The sequence below is a fragment of the Pseudomonas sp. LBUM1668 genome, assembly GCF_059695715.1.
Genome location: NZ_CP166787.1, coordinates 3,575,663 through 3,601,534, shown reverse-complemented (window position 1 = coordinate 3,601,534; position 25,872 = coordinate 3,575,663). Strand labels below are relative to the sequence as shown.

Sequence of the window (25,872 nt, the reverse complement as noted above, 5' to 3'; positions counted from 1 at the left end):
GCAGGGACGCTGGCCTGACTCGGCGCGATAGTGGCTGAGCAGGGCCCTCGGCGCTGCCCTTTAAAAACAACGGAGCTCGTAGTTATGAGTACCCCGATTGATCTCACTGCCTTGAAGGAACGCCAGAAAGTTGCCTGGGCCAGCGGCGATTACGCCGTGATCGGCACCACACTACAAATTGTCGGCGAAAACCTCGCCGAAGCCTGCGACCTGCGTTGCGATGAAGACGTGCTGGATGTGGCTGCCGGCAACGGCAATGCGACGCTGGCGGCGGCGCGGCGCGGTTGTCTGGTCACCTCGACCGATTACGTCGCGGCACTTCTGGAGCGCGGCCAGGATCGCGCCCGCGCCGAACATCTGGACGTGACGTTTCAAGTCGCCGACGCCGAAGCCTTGCCGTTCGCCGATGGCAGTTTTGCGGCGGTGCTGTCGACGTTCGGGGTGATGTTTGCGCCGGATCAGGACAAGGCCGCTGCCGAGTTGGCACGGGTCTGCCAGCGTGGTGGGCGGATCGGTCTGGCCAACTGGACGCCGGAAGGTTTTGTCGGGCAAATGTTCAAGACCCTCGGCCGGCATCTGCCACCGCCGGCCGGCGCACAGCCGCCGTCGAACTGGGGCACGGAGGCGTGGCTGCACAAACATTTCGATGATCAGGATTTTGTCGTGCAGGTAACGCGGCGCGAATTCAATTTCCGTTATCGCTCGGCAGAGCATTTCATCGACATCTTTCGGCACTGGTACGGGCCGGTGCACAAGGCTTTCGCCGCGCTGCCACCGGAAAGCGGTCAGGCGCTGGAAAGTGATCTGGCGGATTTGCTCAACCGGTTGAACCGCGCGGGGGAAGACTCACTGGTGGTGCCGAGTGAGTATCTTGAGGTGGTGATCAACAAGCGCTGAGCGGAATCTGATCCTTCAGCTCAGCGCAGATCCTTGTGGGAGCTGGCTTGCCAGCGATAGCGGTCAACCGGTAAACAACTCTGTTGACTGACACTGCGCCATCGCTGGCAAGCCAGCTCCCACAGGGTTTCGTATTGGGATTGTCGGGGTTTACTTCACCTGCGACCGATCAAACCACTCCAGCGCCGTACGCCAGATGCAGATCCCCAGAAAGTAAGCCGACATCAGCAACCACAAACCCATCACCATCGGGTTGATCACCGGATGGTTGAGCACCAGCGACAGACTGCACAACAGCCATATCGCCGTTACGGCAATGTTGATCGGCATGAACCGGCGCACGCGAAACGGATGCAGGAACTTCATCCGTGTCACGGTCAGCAGCGCCAGGCCGATGACAGTCAGAAAGGTAATCCATGGCCCAGGGCCGATGATGTAGAGGCACAGTGCGACCACGTTCCACGCAGCAGGGAAGCCGACGAAGTAGTTGTCCTTGCTCTTCATGTTGACGTTGCAGAAACAGAACAGTGACGACACCAGAATCAGCGACACCGTCAGCAACAGTGTGTAATCCGGCAGCGGAATGTAGCGATAGATGAACAGTGCCGGAATGAACACGTAAGTCAGGTAATCGATCACCAGATCAAGGACCGAGCCGTCGAAACTCGGCAGCACCGACTGCACATTGACCTTGCGCGCCAGTGCGCCGTCAAGGCCATCGACGATCAGCGCCACCCCCAGCCACATCAGGCAGTGGGTGGGCTGGTTTTCCAGCAGGGCGAGGGTGGCCAGAAATGCAGTGACCACGCCGGTCGCGGTAAAACCATGGGCGCCCCAGGCCTTTAGCCTGGCTATGTGGACGGTGGATATCACGGGGGCGTTCTCCAGAAATTAAAGCAAGCCGGGTATCACCCTTGGACAGCAAGGGCGCCGGCAAACCGGGTCGGGTTGCAGCTATCGACCGGTCGGGCCGGGATAAGGTTCACCTACCCTGAATCTTAGCTGTCCATCGAAAAAATACGCGAGCGAAATAATTCAGCGGCTTCGGCATCGGCCAAACGGTGCTGGCGCAACGCCCGCAGCGGTCTATCGTTGCCAGACGCAGTAAATCTCAATGCTTGAGGATGACGTCATGAACACCAGCGATTTGCTTGAACAACTGCTGCGGGGCCAGGGCGCGGCGGGTCAACAAAGTGGTGCGGCGGCCGGTGGCGGTTTGGGCGGCCTCGGTGGTTTGCTGGGTGGCTTGCTCGGTGGCGCAAATTCCACAGGTACACGTGGCGGCGCCGCGGTTGGCGGGCTTGGCGGGTTGGGTGGTTTGCTCGGCGGGCTGCTCGGCGGCGGTGGCGGTGGGTTGGGCGGCGCACTGGGTAGCGGCACGCAAAGCCGTTCCGGCGGCACTAATTATGCGGCGCTGGCATCACTGGGGATGATGGCCTGGCAGGCGTATCAAGCCTGGCAAAGCAATCAGGCCAGCACGGCACCGCAACAAACGCCGCAGACGGCCAATCTGCTCGCCGGCCCGGAAATCGAAGAGCACAGCCACGCGGTGTTGCGCGCCTTGATCGCTGCGGCCAAGGCGGACGGGCGCATCGACGAAACGGAAAAACATCTTATAAGCAGTGAAATCGGCAAACACACCGATGATCCGCAACTACAGCAATGGCTGGACGCCGAAGTCGCCAAGCCGCTCAATGCCGCCGAAGTCGCACAAGCCGCAAACGACGACCCGGCGGTGGCGGCCGAAATGTACCTGGCCAGCATCCTGCTGGTGGACGACCAGCAAGATGCCGAACGCACTTATCTGGACGAGCTGGCGGCGGCGCTGGGGATTGAGCCCGAGTTGCAGGTGCATCTGGAGCAACAGGCCAACGGCACGGCATAACATCAAAAGATCGCAGCCTTCGGCAGCTCCTACAGGGGATCGTCGTGTAGGAGCTGCCGAAGGCTGCGATCTTTCGACCTTAAAACCAGACAGCACCCCAAGCAGGAAATCCCCAATCCCCTGTAGGAGCTGCCGAAGGCTGCGATCTTTTGATCTTAAAGCCAGATCGCATCCCAAAGTGGATAATCCCCCAACCGCTGAACCAATCCGGCCCGCAATGGGTTCATGACGATGTAGCGTGCAGCCGCTTTCAGGTCGTCCTCCTTGCGTAATGCCCGATCGTAATAACCCCGCTGCCACAACCGCCCCTGACTCCCGCACTTCAGATTGATCGCCCGGCAGCTCCTCGATTTGACGCGGCGCATCAACTCAGCCAACGAACCGCGCCTCAGTTCTACCAGCCAATGCATATGATCCGGCATCACCACCCAGGCAAGCGACTGAACCATTCCTTCCTCATCAGCAGCGCGCATCTGCTCAACCAACGACCGCCCCACGCGCCAATCTGAAAATACCGGCCGCCGCTCATACACAACCGCAGTCAGCAGATAAACACGCCCCATCTCGCTACACCGCCCCTTGCGCAAGCCACACGCTTTTGCAGCTACAGGCATTCCATTGCCCTCCATTGCTTTCAAGTCCCTCAACGTTAGCCGAGGCCCAGCCCTCCGTGATTTCGAACCGTTGCACCATGTAACTCTGTAGGAGCTGCCGAAGGCTCGGGCCGCGATCGGATGATCTTTTGACCCTGCTTCTAAAAAATCAAAATCAAAAGATCGCAGCCTTCGGCAGCTCCTACAGGGGAGTGTGGTCAGCGACGGTGGTACGCCGTCCGTCAGGGCATTTTTGAGGTCGATTGAATTTTTGGCACGCGCAGCCCCTCTGCTGCTGTAGAGGCGCGAAACAGCGCCGTACCAATCGACCGAGAATATTGCCATGACTGTCCTGACACGTTTGCAATCTGTGCCGGCCCAAGCACAAGCGATCACACCTGCCGGCAATCTGCGTGGCATTTACGAAACGCTATTGCGCGAGGAGAACTCCCAAGGCCTCGCGCAAACGTTCTTGAACGAACAACTGCAACGCGCCGCAGCGTTGCCCGAGGAACTCCCGCACGATCCATCGGCCTGGCACACCTGGGTGGCCGAGCACTGCGCCGACGTCGCCCGGCAATACGCCGAGTATCTGCAACAACGCAAGGCCGGTGGGCCACGGCAATTCTTCACCAGCAAGGCTCATGCGCTGTACTTTCTACAAGCGGTGGCGCCAACCAAACTGGTCGATGGCGCGTGGCTGTATGGCTTGTTGCAGCATTGGCGCGATCCACGTTTCAGCGGTTTGCTCTGCACGTATCTGGAAGAACTGGGGGAGGGTAATCCGGCGCAAAACCATGTGGTGATCTACCGCAAACTGCTGGCCGAGCACGACCTCGATCATGCCAGCCTCCTGGAAGACGGACGCTATCTGCAGGGCGCGCTGCAACTGGCTCTCGGTGCCTGCGGCGATGAATTTTTGCCCGAGGTAATCGGCTACAACCTCGGCTACGAACAACTGCCGTTGCATTTGCTGATCAGCAGTTACGAACTCAGCGAGTTGGGCATTGATCCGTACTATTTCACCCTCCACGTGACCATCGACAACGCCAGCACCGGCCATGCGCAAAAAGCCGTGCAGGCCGTTCTGGATCTGTTGCCGCTTGAGGCTGATCGCGCCGACTTTCTGCGTCGGGTATCGCTGGGTTATCGGCTCAACGATCTGGGGCAGGGCAGCCGCGCGATCATCGAAGGGTTCGACCTTGAGCGCGAATTGCTGGCGATGCTGGAGCGCAAGTGCCCGTTCGCTCAGCACATGCACTCGGACTATTGCCGCTTTGAAGGCAAGACCGTCAACCAATGGCTGGCCGAACCCGAGCATCTGCCCGGCTTCCTGCAAGCGCTCCAGAACAAGGGCTGGATCAAACGCCACGAAGACCCGCAGGCCAGCCGCTTCTGGCAGTTGATCGACGGCGATGGCGCGGCCATGTTCGGGGTGTTCAGCGCCTACGAAAAACAACTGGTGCACGACTGGATTGCCGGCGACTGGAAACCCGCGAACAAACCCACCGCGTTGCGTCGACACGCCCCCGCCAACTCCCCGATCGAGGTGCCTGAACAGGACCCCGATGTGCAGCAGCTCAACGACACGCTGCAAGGGCAGGATGGCCACGCTCAAATGGCGACGCTCATCCCATGGCTCGCGCCGGCCCGGCATGCGCACCCGGCGGGGTTGCTCGCGACCCGCCGGTTCATCGATCTCAAATCCCGTTTGCCTTAAGGAAATCGTCAATGACTCAGGAAGATCAACTGTCCACCCATGACCTCGCGCTGCTGCAATTGGGCCGGCGCTTGCAGGCTGACGGCTACCGTTTCACCACCCCGACGCCGCTGACCCATCAGCGGGTCAACCAGCGCGACGAAGGTCAGTTCGCCGACTCTCTGCGCGATGTCTTTGGCTGGTCACGGCCGTTTGAACCGGGCTTGTTGTCCGCTGATGAGCAGCAGCAACTGCTGGACGCTCAAGTCATCGACACGTACGAAGGGCACCTGAAGAGTCGGGTGCGCTGGTCGAGCCTGGACGATATGTTGTTTGTGCATTCGGCGTTTCCCACGGATGCCGCCGACTCGGTGTTTTTCGGCCCGGACACCTACCGTTTCGCACAGTTGATTCACGCGCATTTGCAGCAGAACTTCGCGCCGATCCACCGCGCCGTCGACATCGGATGTGGCGCCGGCGTCGGCGCGATCCTGATCGCCCGTGCCCGTCGTGAAGCGCAAGTGCTGGCGCTGGATATCAACCCCGCCGCGCTGCGCCTGACCACGATCAATGCGGCACTGGCGGAAGTGGCCAACGTCGAAGCGTGTAACAGCGACATTCTGCAAGGCGTCGACGGCGATTTCGATTTGATCGTTGCCAACCCGCCGTACATGGCTGATCCGGCCGCTCGCGCCTACCGGCATGGCGGCGGCACATTGGGCGCCGGGTTGTCGCTGCGCATCGTCGAGCAGGCACTCAACCGGCTGACACCGGGCGGTTCCCTGGTGCTGTACACCGGCGTGGCGATGGTTGACGGTCGCGACCCGTTTCTCGACACCGTATTGCCACGCCTCGATGAATCGCGCTTTGGCTGGACGTACCGCGAGCTCGACCCGGATGTGTTCGGTGAAGAACTGATAAACCCCGGTTATCAGCGAGTCGACCGGATTGCCGTGGTCGCATTGACCGTGACCCGTATTGGCTGAAACAAGGCAGGTGCGCCATGAGCAGGAACCTCGATGACTACAACCGCATGCGCGATTTCTCGGCGACGTCTGAACCGGCGGCGGTCAAGCGCTCGGGCAAGAAAACGGCCGGTGATCACGCCTTGCAGTTCTGCATCCAGAAACACGACGCTTCGCACCTGCATTACGATTTTCGTCTGGAACTTGAAGGCGCGCTGAAGAGCTGGGCGGTGCCGAAAGGGCCGTCGCTCGACCCCAAGGTCAAGCGTCTGGCGGTGCATGTCGAAGACCATCCGCTGGATTACGCGACGTTCGAGGGCAGTATTCCTGAAGGGCATTACGGCGCCGGGGATGTGATTGTTTGGGATCGCGGCGTATGGATTCCGCTGGAAGACCCGCAAAAGGCCTACGCCAAAGGCAAGCTCAAGTTCGAACTGCAAGGTGAGAAACTCGCCGGCATCTGGAATCTGGTGCGTACGCACATGCCGGGCAAAAAGGAAAACTGGTTTCTGATCAAACATCAGGACAGCGCCGCCCGCCCGCAGGACGACTACGACGTGCTGGTGGCCGAGCCGGACAGCGTGCTCAGCGAGCGTACGTTGGTCGACAAACCGAAGCTTGCGGCCAAGCAGGTCAAACCGCTGGAGAAGGCCGCCCCCAAGACCCGCAAAAAGGCTTCGGGCACCTTGGCCGGCGCACACAAGGCGAAGATCCCCGCGCAGCTCAAACCCGAGTTGGCGACCTTGGTCGACAGCGCCCCGGCGGGCGAGTGGAGTTACGAGATCAAGTTTGACGGTTACCGGATCATGGCGCGGATCGATCATGATCAGGTGCAGCTGTTCACGCGCAACGGTCACGACTGGACGCACAAGTTACCGAAACAGGCCGAGGCCCTTGCCGCGCTGGGACTGGAATCGGCCTGGCTCGACGGTGAAATGGTGGTTGCCAACGAGCAGGGCGTACCGGATTTTCAGGCGCTGCAAAATGCTTTCGATTCCGGCAAAAGCACCAACATCCTCTATTACCTGTTCGACTTGCCCTATCTCAACGGCGTCGACCTGCGTGAAGTCGCAGTCGAGGAACGTCGCGCAGCATTGTCCACGGTTCTCGGCGCCCATGAGCAGCCCTTGTTGCGGTTCTCCGAAGCCTTTGACGAGACGCCGGATGCGCTGCTCAACAGCGCGTGTCAGATGCAGATGGAAGGCCTGATCGGCAAACGCCTCGGCTCGCCTTATGTGTCGCGGCGCAGCGGTGACTGGATCAAGCTCAAGTGCAAACATCGTCAGGAATTCGTCATCGTCGGCTACACCGATCCCAAAGGCGCGCGCAGTGCGTTTGGTGCATTGTTGCTGGGGTTGCACGATCGCGACAGTGGTGAGTTGCGCTATGCCGGCAAGGTCGGCACCGGTTTCAATGAAACAACGCTGAAAAGCATCCTCGCCCAACTCAAACCGTTGCAGGTGAAGACCGCCGCAGTGGTCAATCCACCCAGCGGTTTCGAGGCCAAAGGCGTGCACTGGCTCAAGCCGAAGTTGCTGGCGGAAGTGGCGTTTGCCGAAATGACCAAGGACGGCTTGGTGCGCCACGCAGTGTTTCATGGTTTGCGCGATGACAAACCGGCGAGGGACATCACTGAGGAGCGAGCCAAGCCCGTGAAGACTTCAGAGAAAAAAGCCCCCGCGAAGAAACCGGCGAAAAAAGCCGCGGCGAGTAAACCTGCATCGGCCGAAACCGCGCCATCGCAGCTCGGCCTGGCCAATGGCAAAGTGCGCATCACCCACCCCGATCGAGTGATCGATGCCGTCAGTGGTACCACCAAAATGCAGTTGGCCGAGTATTACGCCAGCGTCGCCGAATGGATTCTGCCGCAACTCAAGGATCGCCCGGTCGCCTTGGTCCGCGCGCCGGATGGCATCGCCGGCGAACTGTTCTTCCAGAAAAACGCCGAGCGCCTGGCGATACCCGGAATCACTACGCTGGACAAAGACATCACCGGCCAACCGGTGATGCTGATCAATAACGCCGAAGCGCTGATTGGCGCGGTGCAGATGAGCACCGTCGAACTGCACACCTGGAACGCCACCACGGTTGACCTGGATAAGCCCGACCGCTTCGTTCTCGACCTCGATCCAGACCCGGCGCTGCCGTGGAAAAGCATGGTCGAAGCTACTGCGCTGACCCTCACGGTGCTGGATGAACTGGGGCTCAAGGCGTTCCTCAAGACCAGCGGCGGCAAGGGCATTCACCTAGTGGTGCCGCTGATACGCAAACTGGGTTGGGACGAGGTCAAGGATTTCAGCCACGCGATTGTCAGTCATATGGCCAAGCTGTTGCCGGATCGTTTCTCGGCGGTGTCCGGGCCGAAAAATCGCGTCGGGAAGATCTTCATTGATTACCTGCGAAATGGCCTCGGGGCCACGACTATTTGCACTTATGCGGCGCGTACTCGCGAAGGCCTGCCGGTATCGGTGCCGCTGTTTCGGGAGGAAGTGGCCGAGATCAAGGGTGGCAATCAGTGGAATATCCACAACGTCCATGAGCGGCTGGCGGAGGTCGGCGACGAGCCTTGGGCGGACATGAAGAAAACCCGTCAGAGCATCACTGCCGAGATGCGTAAACGGGTGGGCATGAAGAAGTGATCAGGTACCGCGCAGTAAGTCGTGGGCGTTGAGCAGTTCGAAGGCGATTTCGGGATTATTGTTGAGTCCTCGGCGAATGGCTGCCGGTATCGACTTGCGCGTCTTGCGGCACAGTCCCGGAATTTCCTCAATCTGAATGTCGATGCCGAGCATGGTGCGGACTTCGTGAAAACCAGGCGATATGTCTACACGAATCCCCAACTGCTCAAACATGCGGTTTTGCAGATGTCGGAGATCGGCGAGGTCTTTGAGCTTTTCCAGTCGTGCGAGCAGGACTTTTTCCTGCTCGCGGGTCAGCAGCAGGATGCGCAGATCTGCGTCGGGTTTCTCCACCAACGGGTCGCGCCCGCAATTGCAGGCGCCGGGGGGGCAGGGTGAGCGCATTGGCGCAGGAGTCGTCATGGCCTCCATCATAGAGGCCGTCGGACAATTTTGCCTATGCGCCTTCAGCTGCCGTCCATCGGCGGCTTCGTCCGTGACAGCTACTGATTCAACCCTTCGTAATGCACCAGAATCGCGTTGGCCAGGTCTTCATCGCTGGCATTGATGCCGGGATTGTCCTGACGCACCTGTTGCAGCACCGATTCAAGATAAACCCCACGAATGGCCCCGCCACTGGCGACAAATGCAGACAGGTCGTCACGAGCCGGAATCACCATTTTGTGATCCTTGAAGGTCGAATACAGCGACGCGGAGACACCTGCAGAGGTCGCGACATCTCCGGCATCAACTTTGGCCAGAGCAGTACCCACGGGCAGGCATAAGAGTAAAGAAGAAACGAGCACTAACTTGCGCATGACGGTATTCCTCCACAAGCGCGAAGCAAAAGGGAAGTACTACATAGGTGAGAGGGGCGCCAGGGTCGGGAGTTCCCTGAGGGTGCGCATGACAGACACGGGTGACACTGTCGCGAGTCACCCGGCCTGATGGGCTATCAGATTACGCCGCACGCCATGCGATCGCCGCCACCACCCAATGGCTTGGGCATGTCGGCATGGTTGTCGCCGCCGGCGTGGATCATCAGTGCGTGGCCTTTGATGTCGGAGATTTTCTTCAGGCGCGGCGCCAGCACCGGATAGTTGGCGATACCGTCGGCGGTCACGTAAACCGCCGGTAGGTCGCCCAGATGACCGTCTGCATAGGGCCCGAGGTGTTTGCCGGTTTTCTGTGGATCGAAGTGGCCACCAGCGGCCAGTGCAGCACCTTTGACGCCGTCCTTCATGCCGGCCTCGCAGCTGCCGTTTTCATGCACATGAAAGCCATGAACGCCGGCCGGCAAGGACTTCAGATCCGGTGTGAACAGCAGGCCATAAGGTGTCTCGCTGATCGTCACTGCACCGATTGCCTGCGGTGCACCGTCAGCGCTAACCAGATTGATGGAGACTTTTTCCGTTGCCGCCTGAGCGGTACCGATGGCCAAGGTGCCGAGCAAACCCAACCAGACTGCGCGTTTCATAAGCGTTTCCTTTTGCTACACGATTTTCAGAAGGCCGATTCAATAACCAATGCGCATTAACGGGCGATGAACGCTGGATTCGGCTACGTTGCAAAATGAGACTCGTCGCACATTCCGAAAGTTTTGCCGGGGTTGCGTCTTCGCGCAGACAACTGCTGACACGTTCTGGCGCGGCAGAACGGCGCAAACAGGCTTAACTGAAGGGCTGACAAGGGCTTTTTCAGCGTACCCAGAGAGGATTCCACTGTGACGATCAAACTGCGTTTAGTGTTGCTGATTGTTACCAGTCTGCTGACGGCATTGATCGTCAGTCTGGTCAGCTACGTCGGCAACCTGCGGATGGCCACGGCGGTCAGCGACAACGCGGTCAGCATGAGCGCGCTGCGCAACCACATGGAAGCCGACATGATGCACGACGCCCTGCGTGCCGATGTCTACTCGGCGATGCTGGTGGGCCTGGGTAAAAGCACCAGCACGGCAGCCGAGGTACGCGCTTCGATTGGTGAACACGCGGGGCATTTTCGCGAAGTGCTCGACGAGAACATCAAGCTGCCGATCAACCCGGCATTGCGCACGGCGCTGGAGCAGATCAAGCCCAGCCTCGATACGTATATCGACGCGGGTGAGCGCATTGTCGGGCTGGCGCTGGATAACCCGGAAGCGGCGCAGCAGCAACTCGGTAGTTTCAACAATGTTTTCAGTCAGCTCGAAGAGCAAATGGGTGCTTTGAGTGAGTTGATTGAAACCAATACGGCACAGACCAGCCAAGGTACTGAAGCGGCGATCCACAATGCCAATATCGCACTCGGCGTTGTGTTGGTCGCCAGTTTGCTTTTGCTGCTGGCGCAGGGGCGTTGGGTGATGTTGAGTATTCTCGGGCCATTGAAGTCTGCGAGTCGCATCGCTGAGAGCATCGCCCACGGCAACCTCAGCGAGCCGATCGTCGAGCCTTCAGGCAAGGACGAGGCCAGCGTATTGATTCGCACATTGGCAACCATGCAGCGGGACCTGCGCAACATGATCGATGTGGTGCGGCGCAATGCCCAAGGCGTTAGCGGCATGAGCGAACAACTGAGCCACGGCTGCCATCAGGTTGCCGACAGCAGCCAGCAGCAAAGCGCCGCCGCCGGGACCATGGCCGCCGCCGCCAGCCAGATGACCGCGAGTATCGAGGATATTACCCGCCACGCCGAACGCGCCCTGGGCATGGCCAGTCAGGCGCAGTCCCTGGCGAAGAATGGTGGCCAGGTGATCCATCAGGTGGTGAGCGACATGGACGATATCGCTCGTTCGGCGCAACAGTCGGCGCAGGTTATTCGCACACTGGATCAGGAGTCAGAAGGCATTTTCAACATCATCCAGGTGATCAAGGGCATTGCCGACCAAACCAACCTGCTGGCGCTCAACGCCGCCATCGAAGCGGCCCGGGCGGGCGAGCAGGGCAGGGGCTTTGCAGTCGTGGCTGATGAAGTGCGCAGTCTGGCCGCGCGAACCAGTGCATCAACCCAGGAAATCGCCGCCATGGTTGCACGCATTCAGCACAGCACGCGCGAGGCCGTCAGTAGCATGGAGGCCGGCGTAGCTCAGGTCGACAAGGGCATGGCGGTGACCGCCGACGTCGAGCGGGCGATTCGCGAAATTCTTGAAGCGACGTTGAGCACCACGCAACTGGTCAACGACATCACCCGCACGATCGGAGAGCAGAGCCTGGCCAGTAACGAAATCGCTCATCAAGTAGAAATGATTGCGGGGATGTCCGAGGGCAATAGTCGAGTGATTGGGCAAACGGCGAATACCACGGATGAGTTGTCGAGCCTGGCGGGGCAGTTGGCGCAGTCGGTGGATCGGTTTCGGTTGTGATGGTTGAACGTGGATTTGTGCAGTCCGGTCTGCCGTCATCGCGAGCAGGCTCACTCCCACATTTTTAAGCCATGTGTACGCATCCTGCGTACACTGCAAATCCCTGTGGGAGCTGGCTTGCCAGCGATAGCGGTGAGTCAGTCGATATCGATGCTGGAAGTGCCGACCTCATCGCTGGCAAGCCAGCTCCCACAGGTTTTGTGCGTAACACCACCGACCCCTGTAGGAGTGAGCCTGCTCGCGATGGGGGCCATATCAGCCCACAACCATTCAGGCCATATTCACATCATTCAGAACTTGAAAGCCTGCCGACCCACCAGCAACCATTTGCCACCCTGCTTCTGCCAGATCTGTAAGTTCTCGATCTCGGTTGGTATCACTTCAGTGCCCTTCAGTGCCTGGGCGGAGAAGTGATGGCGCACCAGCGCGGTGTCGCCTGACAGGGTGATGGTCTGGTTTTGCATCTCCAGGGTTTTGAAGGCGCTCTTGCCGGTTTCGATGTCGGCGATGAACGCTTTCTTGTCCTGGATCTTGCCGCTGGAATGGCCGTAGGTCAGGTTGGGCGCGGTGAGGGCATTCAGTTCGGCAATGTCTTTGTGCAGCATCGCCTGGGTCAGATGATCGACCGCTTGGGCAACATCTTTCTCGGCCGGGGCAGCGGCGGCCATGGCGTAGCCGCTAAAGGCGCAAAGAAATCCGATCAGGAGGCGGGACTTGGTCATGAGTGCTGTTTCCTTGTTGTTATGAGGTTGATGACTGATTACTCGATAGAATTCATCAGTCATCGTACAACGTAGCAGGTTATTAATTGATTACACAGCGGCTCAAGGCACTTCATCACACAGGTAACTACACTTGAATGCAGAGCGCTTTCAGCCGGAAACTATCATCAGGGTCATGTTCGGCGCCCGGCTGCCGATAAGTCCCTGAGCGGAAAAAGACTCTCAGGTCGGGAACAGACGCGCGGGTTTGCCCTGACGTGATATTCTGCGCGCCAACTTGGTTTGACCTTATTCAGTTTGCTTGCCTTACGGGCGGGCAGATGGAATCCCTGTCGCTCAAGTAGCTGAGCCAATAATGATAAGAAGTCAGTTCAGAAGGGACATTAACTGAGGTCGATGCGGCATGTCGGCCTTGTGTGCCCACCCGTCAAAATTGAAGTGTGCCGGAATCTGCGACGCCAGCCTGAGCGTCATCAAAGCGGATCGCATGCAGATAACAGAGGCGGGCGGAAGGCGTTTTATCATAGGTGCAACAGATGTTTAAAAAAGTGAACACGGCCTTGCTAGGGCTGGCTTTGTCGATGGGGCTGACCTCCGTTCATGCGGCAGAGGCCAAGAAAGTCGATGTACTGCTGATCGGCGGCGGCATCATGAGCACCACCCTGGGTGTGTGGATCAATGAGCTGGAACCGACCTGGTCGATGGAAATGGTCGAGCGCCTCGATGGCGTCGCCCTGGAAAGCTCCAACGGCTGGAACAACGCCGGTACCGGTCACTCGGCTCTCGCTGAGCTGAACTACACCCCGGAAGACGACAAAGGCAACGTCACGATCCCGAAAGCCGTCGAGATCAACGAAGCGTTCCAGGTTTCCCGTCAGTTCTGGGCCTGGCAGGTTCAGCAAGGCGTTCTGAAGAACCCTCGCTCGTTCATCAACACCACTCCGCACATGAGCTTTGTGTGGGGCGATGACAACATCAAGTTCCTGAAAAAGCGTTACGAAGCCCTGCAAGCGAGCCCGCTGTTCGCCGGCATGCAGTACTCCGAAGACCCGGCTGTGATCAAGAAGTGGGTCCCGCTGATGATGGAAGGGCGTGACCCGAACCAGAAAATCGCGGCCACCTGGAGCCCGCTGGGTACCGACATGAACTTCGGCGAAATCACCCGCCAGTTCGCCGGCTACCTGCAGACCAAGCCTAATTTCGACTTGAAACTGTCCAGCGAAGTGCAGGACATCACCAAGAACGAAGACGGCACCTGGCGCGTCAGCTACAAAAACCTGAAAGACGGCACCAAAACCGAAACCGACGCCAAGTTCGTGTTCATCGGCGCGGGCGGCGGTGCACTGCACCTGCTGCAAAAGTCGGGCATTCCTGAAGCCAAGGAATACGCAGGCTTCCCGGTTGGCGGCTCGTTCCTGGTGACCGACAACGCGACCATCGCCGAGCAGCACCTGGCCAAGGCCTACGGTAAAGCTTCGGTTGGCGCACCGCCGATGTCTGTTCCCCACCTGGACACCCGTGTTCTGGACGGCAAGCGCGTCATTCTGTTTGGCCCATTCGCGACCTTCAGCACCAAATTCCTGAAGGAAGGCTCTTACCTGGACCTGCTGACCAGCACCACCACCCACAACATCTGGCCTATGACCAAGGTCGGCATCAAGGAATACCCGCTGGTCGAGTACCTTGCCGGTCAACTGATGCTGTCGGATGAAGACCGTCTGGACGCGCTGAAGGAATACTTCCCGAACGCCAAAGCCGAAGACTGGCGCCTGTGGCAGGCCGGCCAACGCGTGCAAATCATCAAGCGTGATGAAGCGGCTGGCGGCGTGCTGAAACTGGGCACCGAAATCGTTGCTTCGCAAGACGGCTCCATCGCCGGCCTGCTGGGCGCATCGCCAGGCGCGTCGACCGCTGCACCGATCATGCTGAGCGTGTTGCAGAAAGTCTTCAAAGACAAAGTCGCGACCCCAGAGTGGCAATCCAAGCTGCACCAGATCGTTCCAAGCTACGGCACTCAGCTGAACAGCGATCCAGCCAAAGTGGCTGCAGAGTGGGCTTACACCGCTAAAATCCTCGAACTGCCGACGCCTCCAGTGATCGGTCAGGTTGCTGCTCCGGCGGCGCCTGCAGCTGAAAAAGCTGAAGCACCAAAGGAAAACGCTGCACGTGACATGGCTCTGTAACTAGATCCCTGACGCACAAAGCCCACTGAACCGGCGACGGTCAGTGGGCTTTTTTTGTGCCCTCATGTAGGAACTGCCGAAGGCTGCGATCTTCTGACTTTGCTTTGAAAAGCAAGATCAAAAGATCGCAGCCTTCGGCAGCTCCTACAGGGGATTGTGCTGAGTTCAGGCTTTGGCGGCAGCCAGGTAGGCACCAAGGCGTCGGCCCATTTCTTCGCCCAGCGCTTGCAGGCCGCTGAGTGGCCGCACCATCACTTCGAACTCGACAATCTTGCCGCGCTCGTCGAAACGAATCATGTCGATACCCTTGAGTTCCTTCGCGCCCACCTTGGCACTGAACTCCAGAACCACATTCAAACCGTCAGCTGTCGCCAGTTCGCGGTGATATTCAAAGTCCTCGAATACCTCAAACACCGTGTTGAGAATCATCGCCACGACCTGCGCGCCAGGGTAAGGCGTGTACGCCATCGGCGAGCGAAACACGGCGTTGGCATCAAGCAGCGCGGGCAGGGCGCTCAGGTCGCCGGTACGGATCATCTCGTGCCAGCGGTTCAGGGATTCGGCGGCACCGGGTTGCAGGTTCAGATCAGTCATTTGCACCTCTGGATTTTTATTGTTCTTCGACTCTAGATCAAAGCGCCGGCAGGGCAAGTTTAATGTCGCTGCCTGATATCGCTCTATGACATTCCCTGTAGGAGCTCTCGAGCGAAGCGAGGCAGCGATCTTTTGATCCTGTTTACAAGATCAAAAGATCGCAGCGTGCCGCAGCTCCTACAGATCAGATCCCATCTGATACGCTTTTTTCGTTTCAATCTGCCTCTGTATTTGGTTCAGACGCAGGATCAAACTGCCCCCGCAGTTCGGTCACTCGCGACAGTCCTTCATCCCGAAGCGTCCAGTGCACCGCAAGCTCAGCATTAAGGAGAGCAACATGAACAAGATGGCGTATTTTCTGGGTGGATTTTTGGTTCTCACCGTTCTGATTGGCATGCTCGCGACGATTTCTCCGGTCTGAGGTGATGTGCTGCAAATGACGGCCACAGGTGTGCCGCGCAAATCGTGTTTAAATGCCGCGCCTCACACCTGTAAATGGATTTACCCCCATGGCCGAACCGCGTATCCGCGCCCTCGCACTCTGTGTTTTTCACCACAATGGCAGCATTCTGGTTAACGAGTTTCGTGACCCTGTCAGCCAGCAAACCTGCTTTCGGCCTATCGGCGGCGGAATCGATTTCGGCGAGACCAGCGCCGAAGCCATCGTGCGCGAAGTGCAGGAAGAGTTGGGCAAGTCAATAACGGACCTGCGCCTGCTTGGCACGCTGGAAAGCCTGTTCATCTATAACGGCAAACCGGGACACGAGATCGTCCAGGTCTACGACGCGTCGTTTGCCGATCCAGGTGTGTACACGCATGCGCAAATCAAAGGCCACGAAAGCGACGGCGCGCCCTTTACCGTGCGCTGGCATGACAGCTCAAGCTTCAGCGAGCAGGCGCCATTGGTGCCGAAGGGGTTGGGCGATTTGCTAAAGAGCGCCGGATTACTGGATTGACCTGAGCCATTATCGCTGGCAAGCCAGCTCCCACAGGGTTCTCGGGCGTGTGCTGAATCCTCAGCCATGCCACGGACTTTGTAGGAGTGAGCCTGCTCGCGATAGCGGAGTGTCAGGCGATACAAATTTTGGCTGCGCCGACGCCATCGCGAGCAGGCTCACTCCTACAGGGTTTTGTGTTGACCTCAGAGTGTGGACACACCGCCAATCATTGTGGGAGCTGGCTTGCCAGCGATGGCGTTGGGTCTGGCAACATTGATGTAAAGGTTGTCGGCTTCAGCGCTGACGACGTTCGGTGCCTTCAGGATTGCCAGTGTCGAGCAATCTTCTTTCCACCAATACGTTCTCCAGCGCCTGACGCTCGACGGGCTTCATTTGGTGTTCGCGCTTTTTCAGTTCCAGCAGAATGGGACTGGACCAGGTGCGATAGGTCTGTTCGATGTTGCGGCGGGACGTCATCAGTCTCTCCTTGATCAAGAGCCCGGTGTTGCTGGCAGGGACTCTGTCCGATGAGGTAATAACCCTAGACGACAAACCCGTATCGTGCGAATGCGTACCCCCTGTAGGAGCTGCCGAAGGCTGCGATCTTTTGATCTTGATCTTGATGTTGATGTTGATGTTGAAAAACAAGATCAAAAGATCGCAGCCTTCGGCAGCTCCTACACGGGGATTTTGGTCAGTCGTCGACCTTCATCATCGCCTGCACCCCCTCCCATGCCTCGGCGCGCATGCGTTCGATATCCAGCCCCGGAATCACGCCGTTATCGACGATGATCCGCCCGCCGACCAGGCTGTATTTCACCGTGATCGGTTCGCCCGCCACCACCGGTGCGACGGCCCTGTCGTGGAAGCCGTAGAAGCGTGGGTGGTCGAGGCCGTAGATCACCAGATCCGCCGCTTGGCCGACTTCCAGCGTACCGACGGCGCCAAGGCCCAACACCTGCGCGCCGCCCGCCGTACCCCAGTGGATGACATCTTCGGCTGTCGTCGCCGAGGCACCTTGTTCGGCGCGGTGGATCAGCCATGCGGTGTTTGCTTCGCCGACCATGCTGCCGGATTCGTTCGAGGCGACGCCGTCGACGCCGAGGGAGATCGGCACGCCCGCCTCGTACATCTGCGGCACCGGGGCGACGCCACTGCCCAGGCGTGCATTGCTCACCGGGCAGTGGGAAATGCCTGTGCCGGTTTGCGCCAGCATGCGAATTTCACCGGGTTGCAGGTGCACGGCGTGGGCGAACCAGACGTCAGGGCCGAGCCATTCGTGTTCGGCGACGAACTCAACGGGCAGGCAGTTGTATTTTTCCCGGCAGAAATTCACGTAATTCTGCGTCTCCGACAGGTGCGTGTGCAGGCGCAGACCGAGGCCGCGCGCGGTGTGGGCCAGTTCGCGCAGCAGGGTGGGCGGCAGCGAGAAGGTCGGCGTGGTGGGCGCGATCACGACACGGCGCAATGCGTCCGGCGTGTCCTGGTGATACAGCGATTTCAGCCGTTCGATATCGCCGACCATCTGGTCGAGACTCTCCGGTTGCAGCGCGGTTTTGGAGAAACCCGGATGGGCGCTGGCCGACTCCAGTGCGCCACCCCGACACAGGACGAAACGCAGGCCGAATTCATCCGCCAGGTCGAACAGCAAGTCGCCGGTCTCGGTGCTGCCGTGGGCGTGGTAGAGGTAATGGTGATCGGCGCAGGTGGTGACGCCGGACAACAGTAATTCGACCATCCCCAGGCGCGCGGCGATCCGCGCCAGTTGCGGGGTGAAACGGTTCAAACGTGGGTAAGGCACACTGGCGAGCCAGCCGTGCAGGTCCTGATTCAGGCCCTCGGGCACGGCTTTGAGCAAGTTCTGAAACAGATGATGGTGGGTGTTGATCCAGCCCGGATAAACCACGCAGTTGCGCGCGTCGATCACCCGTTCGCCGGGTTGCGCGGCAAGATCGGCAGCCATTTCGGCGATGCGACCATTGACCACGCGGATGTCCACGGCGCCCGCTCGGGCACGCGTGCCGCGCAGGCCGGTCATGACCGCGACCGGGTTCTTGATCAGGATATTCTGAAGTTGAGTCATGGGCAGGCTCCAGTCAAAGGATGTGCGAGGCGGATTTAGCGGCGGTGGTTTGCGGCACGCTGACGCCATTCAGCGCGGCGTTGAGCAGCACCGACACCAGGCAGGCGATGACCACGCTGCTGTGCAGGAACGGCTGCGACCACTCGGGTAATTGTTTGAACAGGGTTGGCGCGAGCACCGGCACCAGCGCGGCGGCGAGGGTGAAACCAACGATCAGCACGTTGTAGCGATTGCGCTCGTAGTCGACCTTGGCCAGGGTCTGAATCCCCGCCGCCGCGACCACGCCGAACATGGCGATACCGGCACCGCCCAGTGCGGCCGTCGGCATCGACGCGATGATCGCCCCGGCCTTGGGCACCAAGGCAACCGAGCACATCAGCAAACCGCTGACCGCGACCACCCAACGACTGCGCACGCCGGTCAGGATCACCAGACCGACGTTTTCCATGAAGGCAATAAACGGGAACGCGGCGAACATCCCGGCGATGGTGCTGGCCAGACCGTTGGCGCGCAGACCGTTGATGACCTGTTTGTCTTCGACCGGTTTTTCGACGATGTCGCCGATGGCCACGAACAACCCCATCGACTCGACCATCTGCACGATCATCACCACCACCATGGTCGCGATGGGGATCAGGCTGAACGTGGGCAGACCGAAGTAGAACGGATAGGGCACGGTCAGCCACGGCGCTTCTTCGACGCTATGAAAACTGCCCATGCCCAAACCGTAGGCCAGACCGGCGCCCACCAGCATGCCCACCAGTACCGCCATGTTGCGCAGCAGCGGGCTGCCATAGCGGTTGACCAGCAGAATCGTCAGCAACACCACCACCGCCACGCCGAGGAATGCCGGCGCGCCGAAGTTGCTCGCATTGCGCCCGCCACCGACCCATTCATAGGCGATCGGGAACAGCTGCAAACCGATCACCGTGACGATGCAACCGGTTACCACCGGCGGGAAAAACCGCCGCAATCGACCCACGAACGGCGCGATCAGCATGGTAAAAATCCCGGCACCGATCACCGCCCCACAGACGCCGGCAAAGCCCACCTCCGGGTTGCTACCGATGGCGATCACCGGGCCTACGCTGCTGAACGCGACGCCTTGCAGGATCGGCAAGCGCACACCGAATTTCCAGAAACCGACGGTTTGCAACAGGGTGGCGATGCCGGAACAGAACAGCGTGGTGCTGATCAGCGCCACCGTTTCGGCGTGGGACATTTTCAGGGCACTGGCGACAATCAACGGCACGGCGATGGCGCCGATGTACGAGACGGCCATGTGTTGCAGGCCGAGGGTGAGCATCTGTCGCACCGGCAAAACCTGGTCGACGGGATGGACGGTGGAAGCGCTTTGCGATGGGGATGTGGCTGACGACATGGGGAAACACCTCTGGCTGTTTTTATGCGGTAGAGAGGGGTATTCGTCTGATGCCTTTTGATCCAGGAACACTGAAGATCCCTTGTTGGAATGAGGTCATTTGTTCAGTGGGGGGCCCGTGGTGAGGGGATTTATCCCCGATCGGCTGCGCAGCAGTCGCAAATCCTGTGAATGCGGATTGTCTGATATTCCGCGTTGGCAGGTTTTGGGGGCGCTTCGCACCCCATCGGGGATAAATCCCCTCGCCACAAGGGAACTCACCACAAAGTTCATTCCACAGATTTACAGTGCTCGGCGGGCATCAGTCATTCGTGCTGCGAAGCCGCCATCCACCGGCTCCGACGCCTTGTTCAGCCTGCCAGGCAGGCGGCGAAGCCCTGGTTCAGCGCCGCACGATCCAGGTCGCGGCCGATGAACACGATCTTGCTCGAGCGGGGCTCCGTGCCCCACGCGGTCGACGCCCGGAATTCCACCAGGCTGTGCACGCCTTGCAGCACGTAGCGTTGGTCTTCGTTGGCCACCGCCAGCACGCCTTTCATGCGGTAAAGGTTGTCGGCCTGGGATGAGCGCAGTTCGCTGATCCAGCGGTGGAACGCCATCAGATCGACCGCGCCGTCCACGGCGATGCCCACCGACGACACGCTCGGGTCGTGTTGGTGATCCTGCTCTTCGATGGTGTGCTCATGGTGATGGTCGTGGTGATCGTGATGCTCAGGTTCAGCGCCGATTTCCATAAGCTTCTGCGTGCATTCGAAAGCGCCGATGCCGAGGATCTTCGTCAGGTCGATTTGCGCGTGGGTGGACGTCACCAGATCCGCCGTGGCATTCAATCCACGGATCTTGCCGCGCAAGGCTTCGACTTCTTCAGCGCTGACCAGGTCGACCTTGTTGATGACGATGCGGTCGGCACAGACAATCTGATCGACCGCCTGATTGTCGACGCCGTCCAGTTGCAGATCTTCCAGGTGCTGGGCGATGTGCTTGGCGTCGACCATGGTCACGATGGCGTCGAGTTCGACTTCATCGGCAATTGGGTCATTGATGAAAAAGCTCTGCGCCACCGGGTACGGATCGGCCAGACCGCTGGTCTCGATGAGGATGTGGTCGAGCCGCACCGGGCGCGCCACCAGTTCGCGGACGATGCGCACCAGATCCTCGCGAACCTCGGCGGTGCAGCACACGCAGCCATTGACCATCTCGTAGATTTCTTCGGTTTCCGAACTCAGCACCAGATCGCCGTCGATGCCTACTTCGCCAAATTCGTTTTCGATCACGGCAATCTTGCGGCCGTGGTTTTCCTTAAGGATGTAATTGAGCAGGGTGGTTTTACCGGCACCGAGGAACCCGGTGAGGATGGTTACCGGGATTTTGGTGTTCGGGGTTGGGGCGTTGAATGGGGTGTTCATATGAAGCTCCTTTGATTGACCTGTGTGGCGAGGGGATTTATCCCCGTTGGGTCGCGAAGCGGCCCCAAACCTGTAACCGCGATGAACCAGGCACACCGCGTAAGATGGTTTCACGACTGCTGCGCAGCCGATCGGGGATAAATCCCCTCACCACAAGGATTCGGTTCTACAGTTGTTTCTATGTTTTCTCTCCAGCGTGTGGCGGTGCCCGCATCGAGGCCGAACAGGTCGAGCACGCGGCCAAGGCTGTGGTCGACCATTTGCGCCAGGTTGTCGGGACGGGCATAGAAGGCCGGTACCGGCGGGGCGATGATCCCGCCCATCTCGGTGACGGCGGTCATGTTGCGCAGGTGCGCGAGGGTCAACGGGGTTTCGCGGGCCATCAGCACCAGCGTGCGGCGCTCCTTGAGGGTGACGTCGGCGGCGCGGCCGATCAGCCCTGATGAAGTGCCGGTAGCAATCTCCGCTAATGTGCGCATCGAACACGGCGCAACGACCATCCCCAGGCAGCGAAACGAACCGCTGGCAATCCCGGCGGCGACGTCATCGGCACGGTGGTAGTGGCTGGCCAGCGCAGTAACGTCGGCCAGTTTGTAGTCGGTTTCGTGGGCCATGGTCAGCAGCGCCGCGCGGCTGATGATCAGGTGGCTTTCGATGTCCAGATCGGCGAGCAATTGCAGGAGGCGCACGCCGTAGATAAAGCCGGACGCGCCGCTGATGCCGACCACCATCCGTTGCCGGCTCACGATTCCAGCCCCTTGAGCAATTGCCGCGCGCGTTCGAGTACATCCTGATCGAGCTGCGCCTTGATCCCGTCGAACCCGGAACCGCGCGTGGCATCCAGTCCCATCCGCGAAGTCGTGCCGTTGACCGAGGACGAAGGATCGAGCGGACTGCCCGGCAAACCATCGATGGTGAAAATGTCCAGATGCGGCTGGAAGTGCGTGGCCAGCGCCCATAGCACCTGGCTGTCGTCGCTGATGTCGATATCACTGTCCACCGCGATCACGGTTTTCAGATACGGGTCCCAGCCGAGCAGTGCCAGCATGATCTGCCGCGCCTCGCCGTCGCGGCTCTGATCCAGCGCCACGTAGCAGTGAAAATGCGTGCCGGAGTTCGGATAGTGCACGGCGGTGACGGCGGGGAAACGTGCCCTGAGCTTCTCGCTCATCTCCGCTTCCCGCGGCAGGCGCGCAAGCGTCAGATGTTCGGCGTAACGACCGCCCATCACGTCAACCAGCCAGGCATCCTTGCGGCGAAGGAGGGTGTCGACGCGCAGCACATTGTTGGTCGAGCGATCCGAGGAGTAACCACTGAATTCGCCGAACGGGCCTTCCTCGGCGTAGGCCGCCGGATCAATGGCGCCTTCCAGCACAAACTCGGCATACGCCGGAACCCCAATGCCATAGCGCGGGGTTTTCACCAGCTCCAGCGGCGCACCGAACAAACCGCCAGCCACCGCGCGTTCATCACTGCCATAGGGCAGGCGCGCCGCAGCGGCGAGCATGAACAATGGATGTGCGCCGACCACCATCGCCACGCGCAGTTCTTCGCCGCGCTCGCGGGCGGTTTGCAGCATCCGCCACAGGTGCCCGCGTGAGTGCAGACTGGTGGCGAGGGCCTGGCGGGCGTGGCGCATCGAGCGGTGGTAGCTCATGTTGGCGATGCCGGTCACCGAGTCTTCGGCAATGATGATCGCGTTGGTGATGTACGGCCCGCGATCACTGTCGAAATGCTTGAGCATCGGCAGCAATGCCAGGTCCAGCGCCTCGCCTTCGAAGACCTCATCGAGGATCGGGCCGGTCTCTACATAGCGCGGCGGGATTGGCTGGTTGGCGCGGGTCTGGAAGGTTTCGTGCAGTTGCGCAGGGGTTACGCCGAACAACCGGGCGATGCGGGTGCGGGAGGCGAACAGGTTGGTCGCGACCGGCACACCGAGGCTGCCGACGTTTTCGCAGATCAGCAGTGGATCGCGGCCTTGGGCGGCGAGGGCGTCGACCAGGGCGGTAACGTCCTGATCGGCAGAAATCGGATGGGTGATGGTCAGCACATCGTCCGGGTACTCGCGGCGATAGGCATCGATGAATACGTGAAAATCCTGAGAATCGCCGAGCGTCGAACGGGTCATGGTTTCACCTCGTAAAAAGCAGGCACGCAGGGGTGAGAGGGCGTTCGATCGACAAGCCGTTGGCCTGCCGGTCGAGCGAACGCCGGGTCATCTTCGTGCCTGTAAAGTCGCTGTGTGCTCTGTGCGCGGATCCCCTGTGGCGAGGGCCTTTGTGGCGAGGGGATTTATCCCCGATCGGCTGCGAAGCAGTCGTAAAACCAGTCAACGCGGTTTGCCTGATACAACGCGGTGGCAGGTTTTGGGGCCGCTGCGCAGCCCATCGGGGATAAATCCCCTCACCACAGAAAACTCCATTTCCACACTAAGGTTTGCGTAAAGTCAGAGGTACGTCGTGGTCAGGCGTATGTCGGCTTCAACCAGATCCTTGGGCGGTGGCGTCGGTTCGATCCCGCACAACCGGGCAATGTTGTTGCCCAGGTAGTCTTCCAGATGATCCTCATCGATCCCCAGACCCTGCGGCGCTGGCGAGCACAGCACCTCCAGTTCACGCAGCCACATGCCCGGTTCGTTCGGCGGTGAATCAGTGCCGAAGACGATCTTGTTGCGCGGCAGCTCCTTGGCGAACTCGACGATCCGTGACTGGAAGCACCAACCCGATTCGCAGTACACGTTCGGCGTGTCCATCGCCATCCAGAACGCTTCGAACGAGTAGTTGCCGCCGGTCTGAATACCGAAGTGGCCGATGATGAAATTGACCATCGGGAACTCGCGGATGATCGGGTAAAACATCGTCGGAATCGTGTACGGGCCATCGCCTGTGTGGATCAGCACCACGATGTTGTATTTGGCGCAGACTTTCATCGCCGGACGCAGCCAGTCCAGCGCCCGGTCCGGGCGATAGCCGTGCATGTTGGCGTGCAGCTTGAGCATCTTGAAACCGTATTCCTTGATATGGAATTCCAGCTCCGCCGCACCGTTTTCCGGCCCCCAGCGCGGGTTGAAGTTGAAGTTGCCGATGAAACGGTCCGGGTACTTCATGCACAGTTCGGCGATGTACGACATATAGTCGCGCACGCCCTCACGGCCACGACGGTTGCCGTCGCGATAACCGGTGTTGCCCGGTGGCGGCTGGATGAAACCCATGTCGATGCGGCGAGGTTTGCCGTTGATCATGTACGGGCCGTCCATCAACTTGAGCATGCGCTCGCCAGTGAACGGTTCGCCGGTGTGGCGCCAGGCCTCGTCGACCAGGTTGGTGGGGTGCAGATGGGTGTCGATGATCATCGGTTCAGCTCCTGGCCAGTTGAGTGGTGACGGGGCGCTTGAGTTGCGCCTCTGCTTCGGAAACGGAACGCGGTGGCGGGGTTGGCTCGAGGCCGATCATCCGCGCGGTGTTGTTGCCCAGGTACTCTTCGAGGGTGTCTTCGTCGAGGTTGAGGCCCTGCGGCGGCTCATGACACAGCACTTCGAGCAGACGCAGCCACATGCCCGGTTCATTCGGCGGGGTGTCGGTGCCGAAGAGGATTTTGTGCGTCGGCAGGACCTTGGCGAATTCGACGATCCGCGATTGCAGGCACCAGCCCGACTCGCAGTAGACGTTGGGCAATTCCATCGCCCATTGCATCGGTTCGAACACGTAGACGCCGCCGGTCTGCACGCCGAAGTGGGCCATGATGAAATCGACGTTGGGAAACTCCTTGATCATCGGCACCCATTCCGACGGGATGCTGTACGGTCCGTCGCCAGTGTGCAGCTTGACCGGGATGCCCAGCTCGGCGCATTTCTCGAAGCAGGGGCGCACCCAGTCCAGCGCACGGTCCGGGCGATAGGCGTGCATGTTGGCCTGCATCTGGACCATCTTGAAGCCGTGTTCCTTGACGTAGCGCTCGATTGCCTCGACGCCGTTTTCCACGCCGCAGCGCGGGTTATAGACGAAGCAGCCGATGAACCGGTCCGGGTAGGTCTGGACCATTTTCAGGGTGTAGGCCATGTAGGCGTCGATGGATTCACGGCCGGTCAGGTCGCCGTCGGTCCAGGTGTAGATGGTGTTGCCCTGCGGCGGTTGAATGAAGGCTTTGTCGATGCGGCGAGGCTTGCCGTTGACCATGTAGGGGCCATCCATCATCTCCAGCAGACGCTCGCCGGTGAACGGGTCACCGTCATGCCTCCAGGCGAGGTCCACCAGATCGGTGGGATAGCAACTGATATCGATGATCATTGAAGTCGATCTCCTGATAGCGGGGAAGGGAGCCTTGCGGCTCTCGGCAACCACGTCCCGGGCAATCGGCCATTTCTATGCGCAACGTGCACGCATTCCCTCGCCTGGTCGCATCCGGCCCGGGTGGGTGGCTGCTGAGGGCGAGTATTGGAAAGGGGGGAGGGGTTCGTACAATATTAATTGGGCGCGGTGGTGATACTTGAACGATATGGTTTTGGTTTTTGCTTCTGTAGAGACTGCACCGGCGCTATCGCGAGCAGGCTCACTCCTACAGGGGAACGCATT

At 59.8% G+C, this 25,872-nt stretch carries 23 protein-coding genes and 1 pseudogene; 9 read left to right on the top strand and 15 right to left on the bottom strand.

Going from position 1 to position 25,872, the window contains the following annotated elements; translation table 11 throughout:
* Window positions 1-84: 84 nt before the first annotated feature.
* A complete protein-coding gene (locus ACA061_RS16135; protein WP_497299613.1) occupies window positions 85-897 on the top strand; it encodes a class I SAM-dependent methyltransferase in 813 nt (270 codons plus the stop codon).
* A gap of 150 nt (window positions 898-1,047) precedes the next feature.
* Here the strand turns inward: ACA061_RS16135 and pcsA are convergent, their stop codons facing one another.
* Window positions 1,048-1,770: a phosphatidylcholine synthase gene (gene pcsA / locus ACA061_RS16130; RefSeq protein WP_497299612.1), complete on the bottom strand. Its 723-nt coding sequence runs from the start codon at window positions 1,768-1,770 to the stop codon at window positions 1,048-1,050.
* A 259-nt stretch (window positions 1,771-2,029) separates the two neighbouring features.
* Between pcsA and ACA061_RS16125 the strand changes: the two genes are divergently transcribed.
* A complete protein-coding gene (locus tag ACA061_RS16125; RefSeq protein WP_497299611.1) occupies window positions 2,030-2,782 on the top strand; it encodes a tellurite resistance TerB family protein in 753 nt (250 codons plus the stop codon).
* Between the two features lie 155 nt (window positions 2,783-2,937).
* Here the strand turns inward: ACA061_RS16125 and ACA061_RS16120 are convergent, their stop codons facing one another.
* Window positions 2,938-3,396, bottom strand: a complete 459-nt coding sequence (locus ACA061_RS16120; protein ID WP_497299610.1) for an REP-associated tyrosine transposase — start codon at window positions 3,394-3,396, stop codon at window positions 2,938-2,940.
* 322 nt (window positions 3,397-3,718) lie between these two features.
* Here ACA061_RS16120 and ACA061_RS16115 point away from each other — a divergent pair, with 322 nt between their 5' ends.
* From ACA061_RS16115 to ligD, 3 genes are read left to right on the top strand one after another with little or no spacing between them, the layout of a single operon-like run.
* Window positions 3,719-5,095, top strand: coding sequence for an iron-containing redox enzyme family protein (locus tag ACA061_RS16115; RefSeq protein ID WP_210553033.1), 1,377 nt, complete (start codon window positions 3,719-3,721; stop codon window positions 5,093-5,095).
* A gap of 11 nt (window positions 5,096-5,106) precedes the next feature.
* Window positions 5,107-6,060 carry a methyltransferase gene (locus tag ACA061_RS16110; protein ID WP_150615263.1) on the top strand — a complete coding sequence of 318 codons (954 nt, stop codon included), beginning with the start codon at window positions 5,107-5,109 and terminating at the stop codon, window positions 6,058-6,060.
* Window positions 6,061-6,077: 17 nt separating this feature from the next.
* The gene (gene ligD, locus ACA061_RS16105; RefSeq protein WP_497299609.1) at window positions 6,078-8,678 is read left to right on the top strand and encodes a DNA ligase D; all 2,601 of its coding nucleotides are present in this window, start codon (window positions 6,078-6,080) and stop codon (window positions 8,676-8,678) included.
* Here the strand turns inward: ligD and ACA061_RS16100 are convergent, their stop codons facing one another.
* The 3 genes from ACA061_RS16100 to sodC form a co-directional block, all read right to left on the bottom strand.
* Window positions 8,679-9,080: a hypothetical protein gene (locus tag ACA061_RS16100; RefSeq protein ID WP_210553031.1), complete on the bottom strand. Its 402-nt coding sequence runs from the start codon at window positions 9,078-9,080 to the stop codon at window positions 8,679-8,681.
* A gap of 80 nt (window positions 9,081-9,160) precedes the next feature.
* Entirely contained in the window at window positions 9,161-9,475 is a 315-nt protein-coding gene (locus ACA061_RS16095; protein WP_150615266.1) for a DUF2388 domain-containing protein, read from the bottom strand.
* A 137-nt stretch (window positions 9,476-9,612) separates the two neighbouring features.
* Window positions 9,613-10,134 (bottom strand): superoxide dismutase [Cu-Zn] SodC, encoded by a 522-nt coding sequence (gene sodC / locus ACA061_RS16090; RefSeq protein ID WP_497299608.1) that lies wholly within the window; start codon window positions 10,132-10,134, stop codon window positions 9,613-9,615.
* A 246-nt stretch (window positions 10,135-10,380) separates the two neighbouring features.
* On the opposite strand from sodC, the pseudogene ACA061_RS16085 reads away from it, so the two are divergent.
* A pseudogene (locus tag ACA061_RS16085) lies at window positions 10,381-11,136 on the top strand (MCP four helix bundle domain-containing protein); the annotation flags it as partial.
* Complete coding sequence (locus ACA061_RS16080) at window positions 11,131-11,994, top strand: methyl-accepting chemotaxis protein (protein WP_497301947.1); 864 nt, start codon at window positions 11,131-11,133, stop codon at window positions 11,992-11,994. The pseudogene ACA061_RS16085 and the gene ACA061_RS16080, both read left to right, overlap by 6 nt.
* Window positions 11,995-12,284: 290 nt before the next feature.
* Here ACA061_RS16080 and ACA061_RS16075 read toward each other — a convergent pair whose 3' ends face one another.
* Complete coding sequence (locus ACA061_RS16075; RefSeq protein ID WP_497299607.1) at window positions 12,285-12,716, bottom strand: nuclear transport factor 2 family protein; 432 nt, start codon at window positions 12,714-12,716, stop codon at window positions 12,285-12,287.
* A gap of 536 nt (window positions 12,717-13,252) precedes the next feature.
* Here ACA061_RS16075 and mqo point away from each other — a divergent pair.
* The gene (mqo, locus tag ACA061_RS16070; RefSeq protein ID WP_210623690.1) at window positions 13,253-14,899 is read left to right on the top strand and encodes a malate dehydrogenase (quinone); all 1,647 of its coding nucleotides are present in this window, start codon (window positions 13,253-13,255) and stop codon (window positions 14,897-14,899) included.
* A 165-nt stretch (window positions 14,900-15,064) separates the two neighbouring features.
* Here the strand turns inward: mqo and ACA061_RS16065 are convergent, their stop codons facing one another.
* Window positions 15,065-15,493 (bottom strand): nuclear transport factor 2 family protein, encoded by a 429-nt coding sequence (locus ACA061_RS16065; RefSeq protein WP_497299606.1) that lies wholly within the window; start codon window positions 15,491-15,493, stop codon window positions 15,065-15,067.
* 509 nt (window positions 15,494-16,002) lie between these two features.
* Between ACA061_RS16065 and ACA061_RS16060 the strand changes: the two genes are divergently transcribed.
* Window positions 16,003-16,449: an NUDIX hydrolase gene (locus ACA061_RS16060; protein ID WP_497299605.1), complete on the top strand. Its 447-nt coding sequence runs from the start codon at window positions 16,003-16,005 to the stop codon at window positions 16,447-16,449.
* A 276-nt stretch (window positions 16,450-16,725) separates the two neighbouring features.
* Here the strand turns inward: ACA061_RS16060 and ACA061_RS16055 are convergent, their stop codons facing one another.
* The 8 genes from ACA061_RS16055 to ACA061_RS16020 form a co-directional block, all read right to left on the bottom strand.
* Window positions 16,726-16,908 carry a hypothetical protein gene (locus tag ACA061_RS16055; protein WP_150602892.1) on the bottom strand — a complete coding sequence of 61 codons (183 nt, stop codon included), beginning with the start codon at window positions 16,906-16,908 and terminating at the stop codon, window positions 16,726-16,728.
* 217 nt (window positions 16,909-17,125) lie between these two features.
* Window positions 17,126-18,514 (bottom strand): amidohydrolase family protein, encoded by a 1,389-nt coding sequence (locus ACA061_RS16050; RefSeq protein WP_497299604.1) that lies wholly within the window; start codon window positions 18,512-18,514, stop codon window positions 17,126-17,128.
* 13 nt (window positions 18,515-18,527) lie between these two features.
* Window positions 18,528-19,895: a nucleobase:cation symporter-2 family protein gene (locus ACA061_RS16045; protein WP_150602890.1), complete on the bottom strand. Its 1,368-nt coding sequence runs from the start codon at window positions 19,893-19,895 to the stop codon at window positions 18,528-18,530.
* Between the two features lie 350 nt (window positions 19,896-20,245).
* The gene (locus tag ACA061_RS16040) at window positions 20,246-21,301 is read right to left on the bottom strand and encodes a CobW family GTP-binding protein (RefSeq protein ID WP_210699790.1); all 1,056 of its coding nucleotides are present in this window, start codon (window positions 21,299-21,301) and stop codon (window positions 20,246-20,248) included.
* Window positions 21,302-21,411: 110 nt separating this feature from the next.
* Window positions 21,412-22,032: a UbiX family flavin prenyltransferase gene (locus tag ACA061_RS16035; protein ID WP_497301946.1), complete on the bottom strand. Its 621-nt coding sequence runs from the start codon at window positions 22,030-22,032 to the stop codon at window positions 21,412-21,414.
* 11 nt (window positions 22,033-22,043) lie between these two features.
* Window positions 22,044-23,429 (bottom strand): UbiD family decarboxylase, encoded by a 1,386-nt coding sequence (locus ACA061_RS16030; RefSeq protein WP_497299602.1) that lies wholly within the window; start codon window positions 23,427-23,429, stop codon window positions 22,044-22,046.
* A 318-nt stretch (window positions 23,430-23,747) separates the two neighbouring features.
* Window positions 23,748-24,653 (bottom strand): amidohydrolase family protein, encoded by a 906-nt coding sequence (locus ACA061_RS16025; protein ID WP_034152486.1) that lies wholly within the window; start codon window positions 24,651-24,653, stop codon window positions 23,748-23,750.
* Window positions 24,654-24,657: 4 nt separating this feature from the next.
* Window positions 24,658-25,587, bottom strand: coding sequence for an amidohydrolase family protein (locus tag ACA061_RS16020; RefSeq protein WP_042559644.1), 930 nt, complete (start codon window positions 25,585-25,587; stop codon window positions 24,658-24,660).
* Window positions 25,588-25,872: the final 285 nt, after the last annotated feature.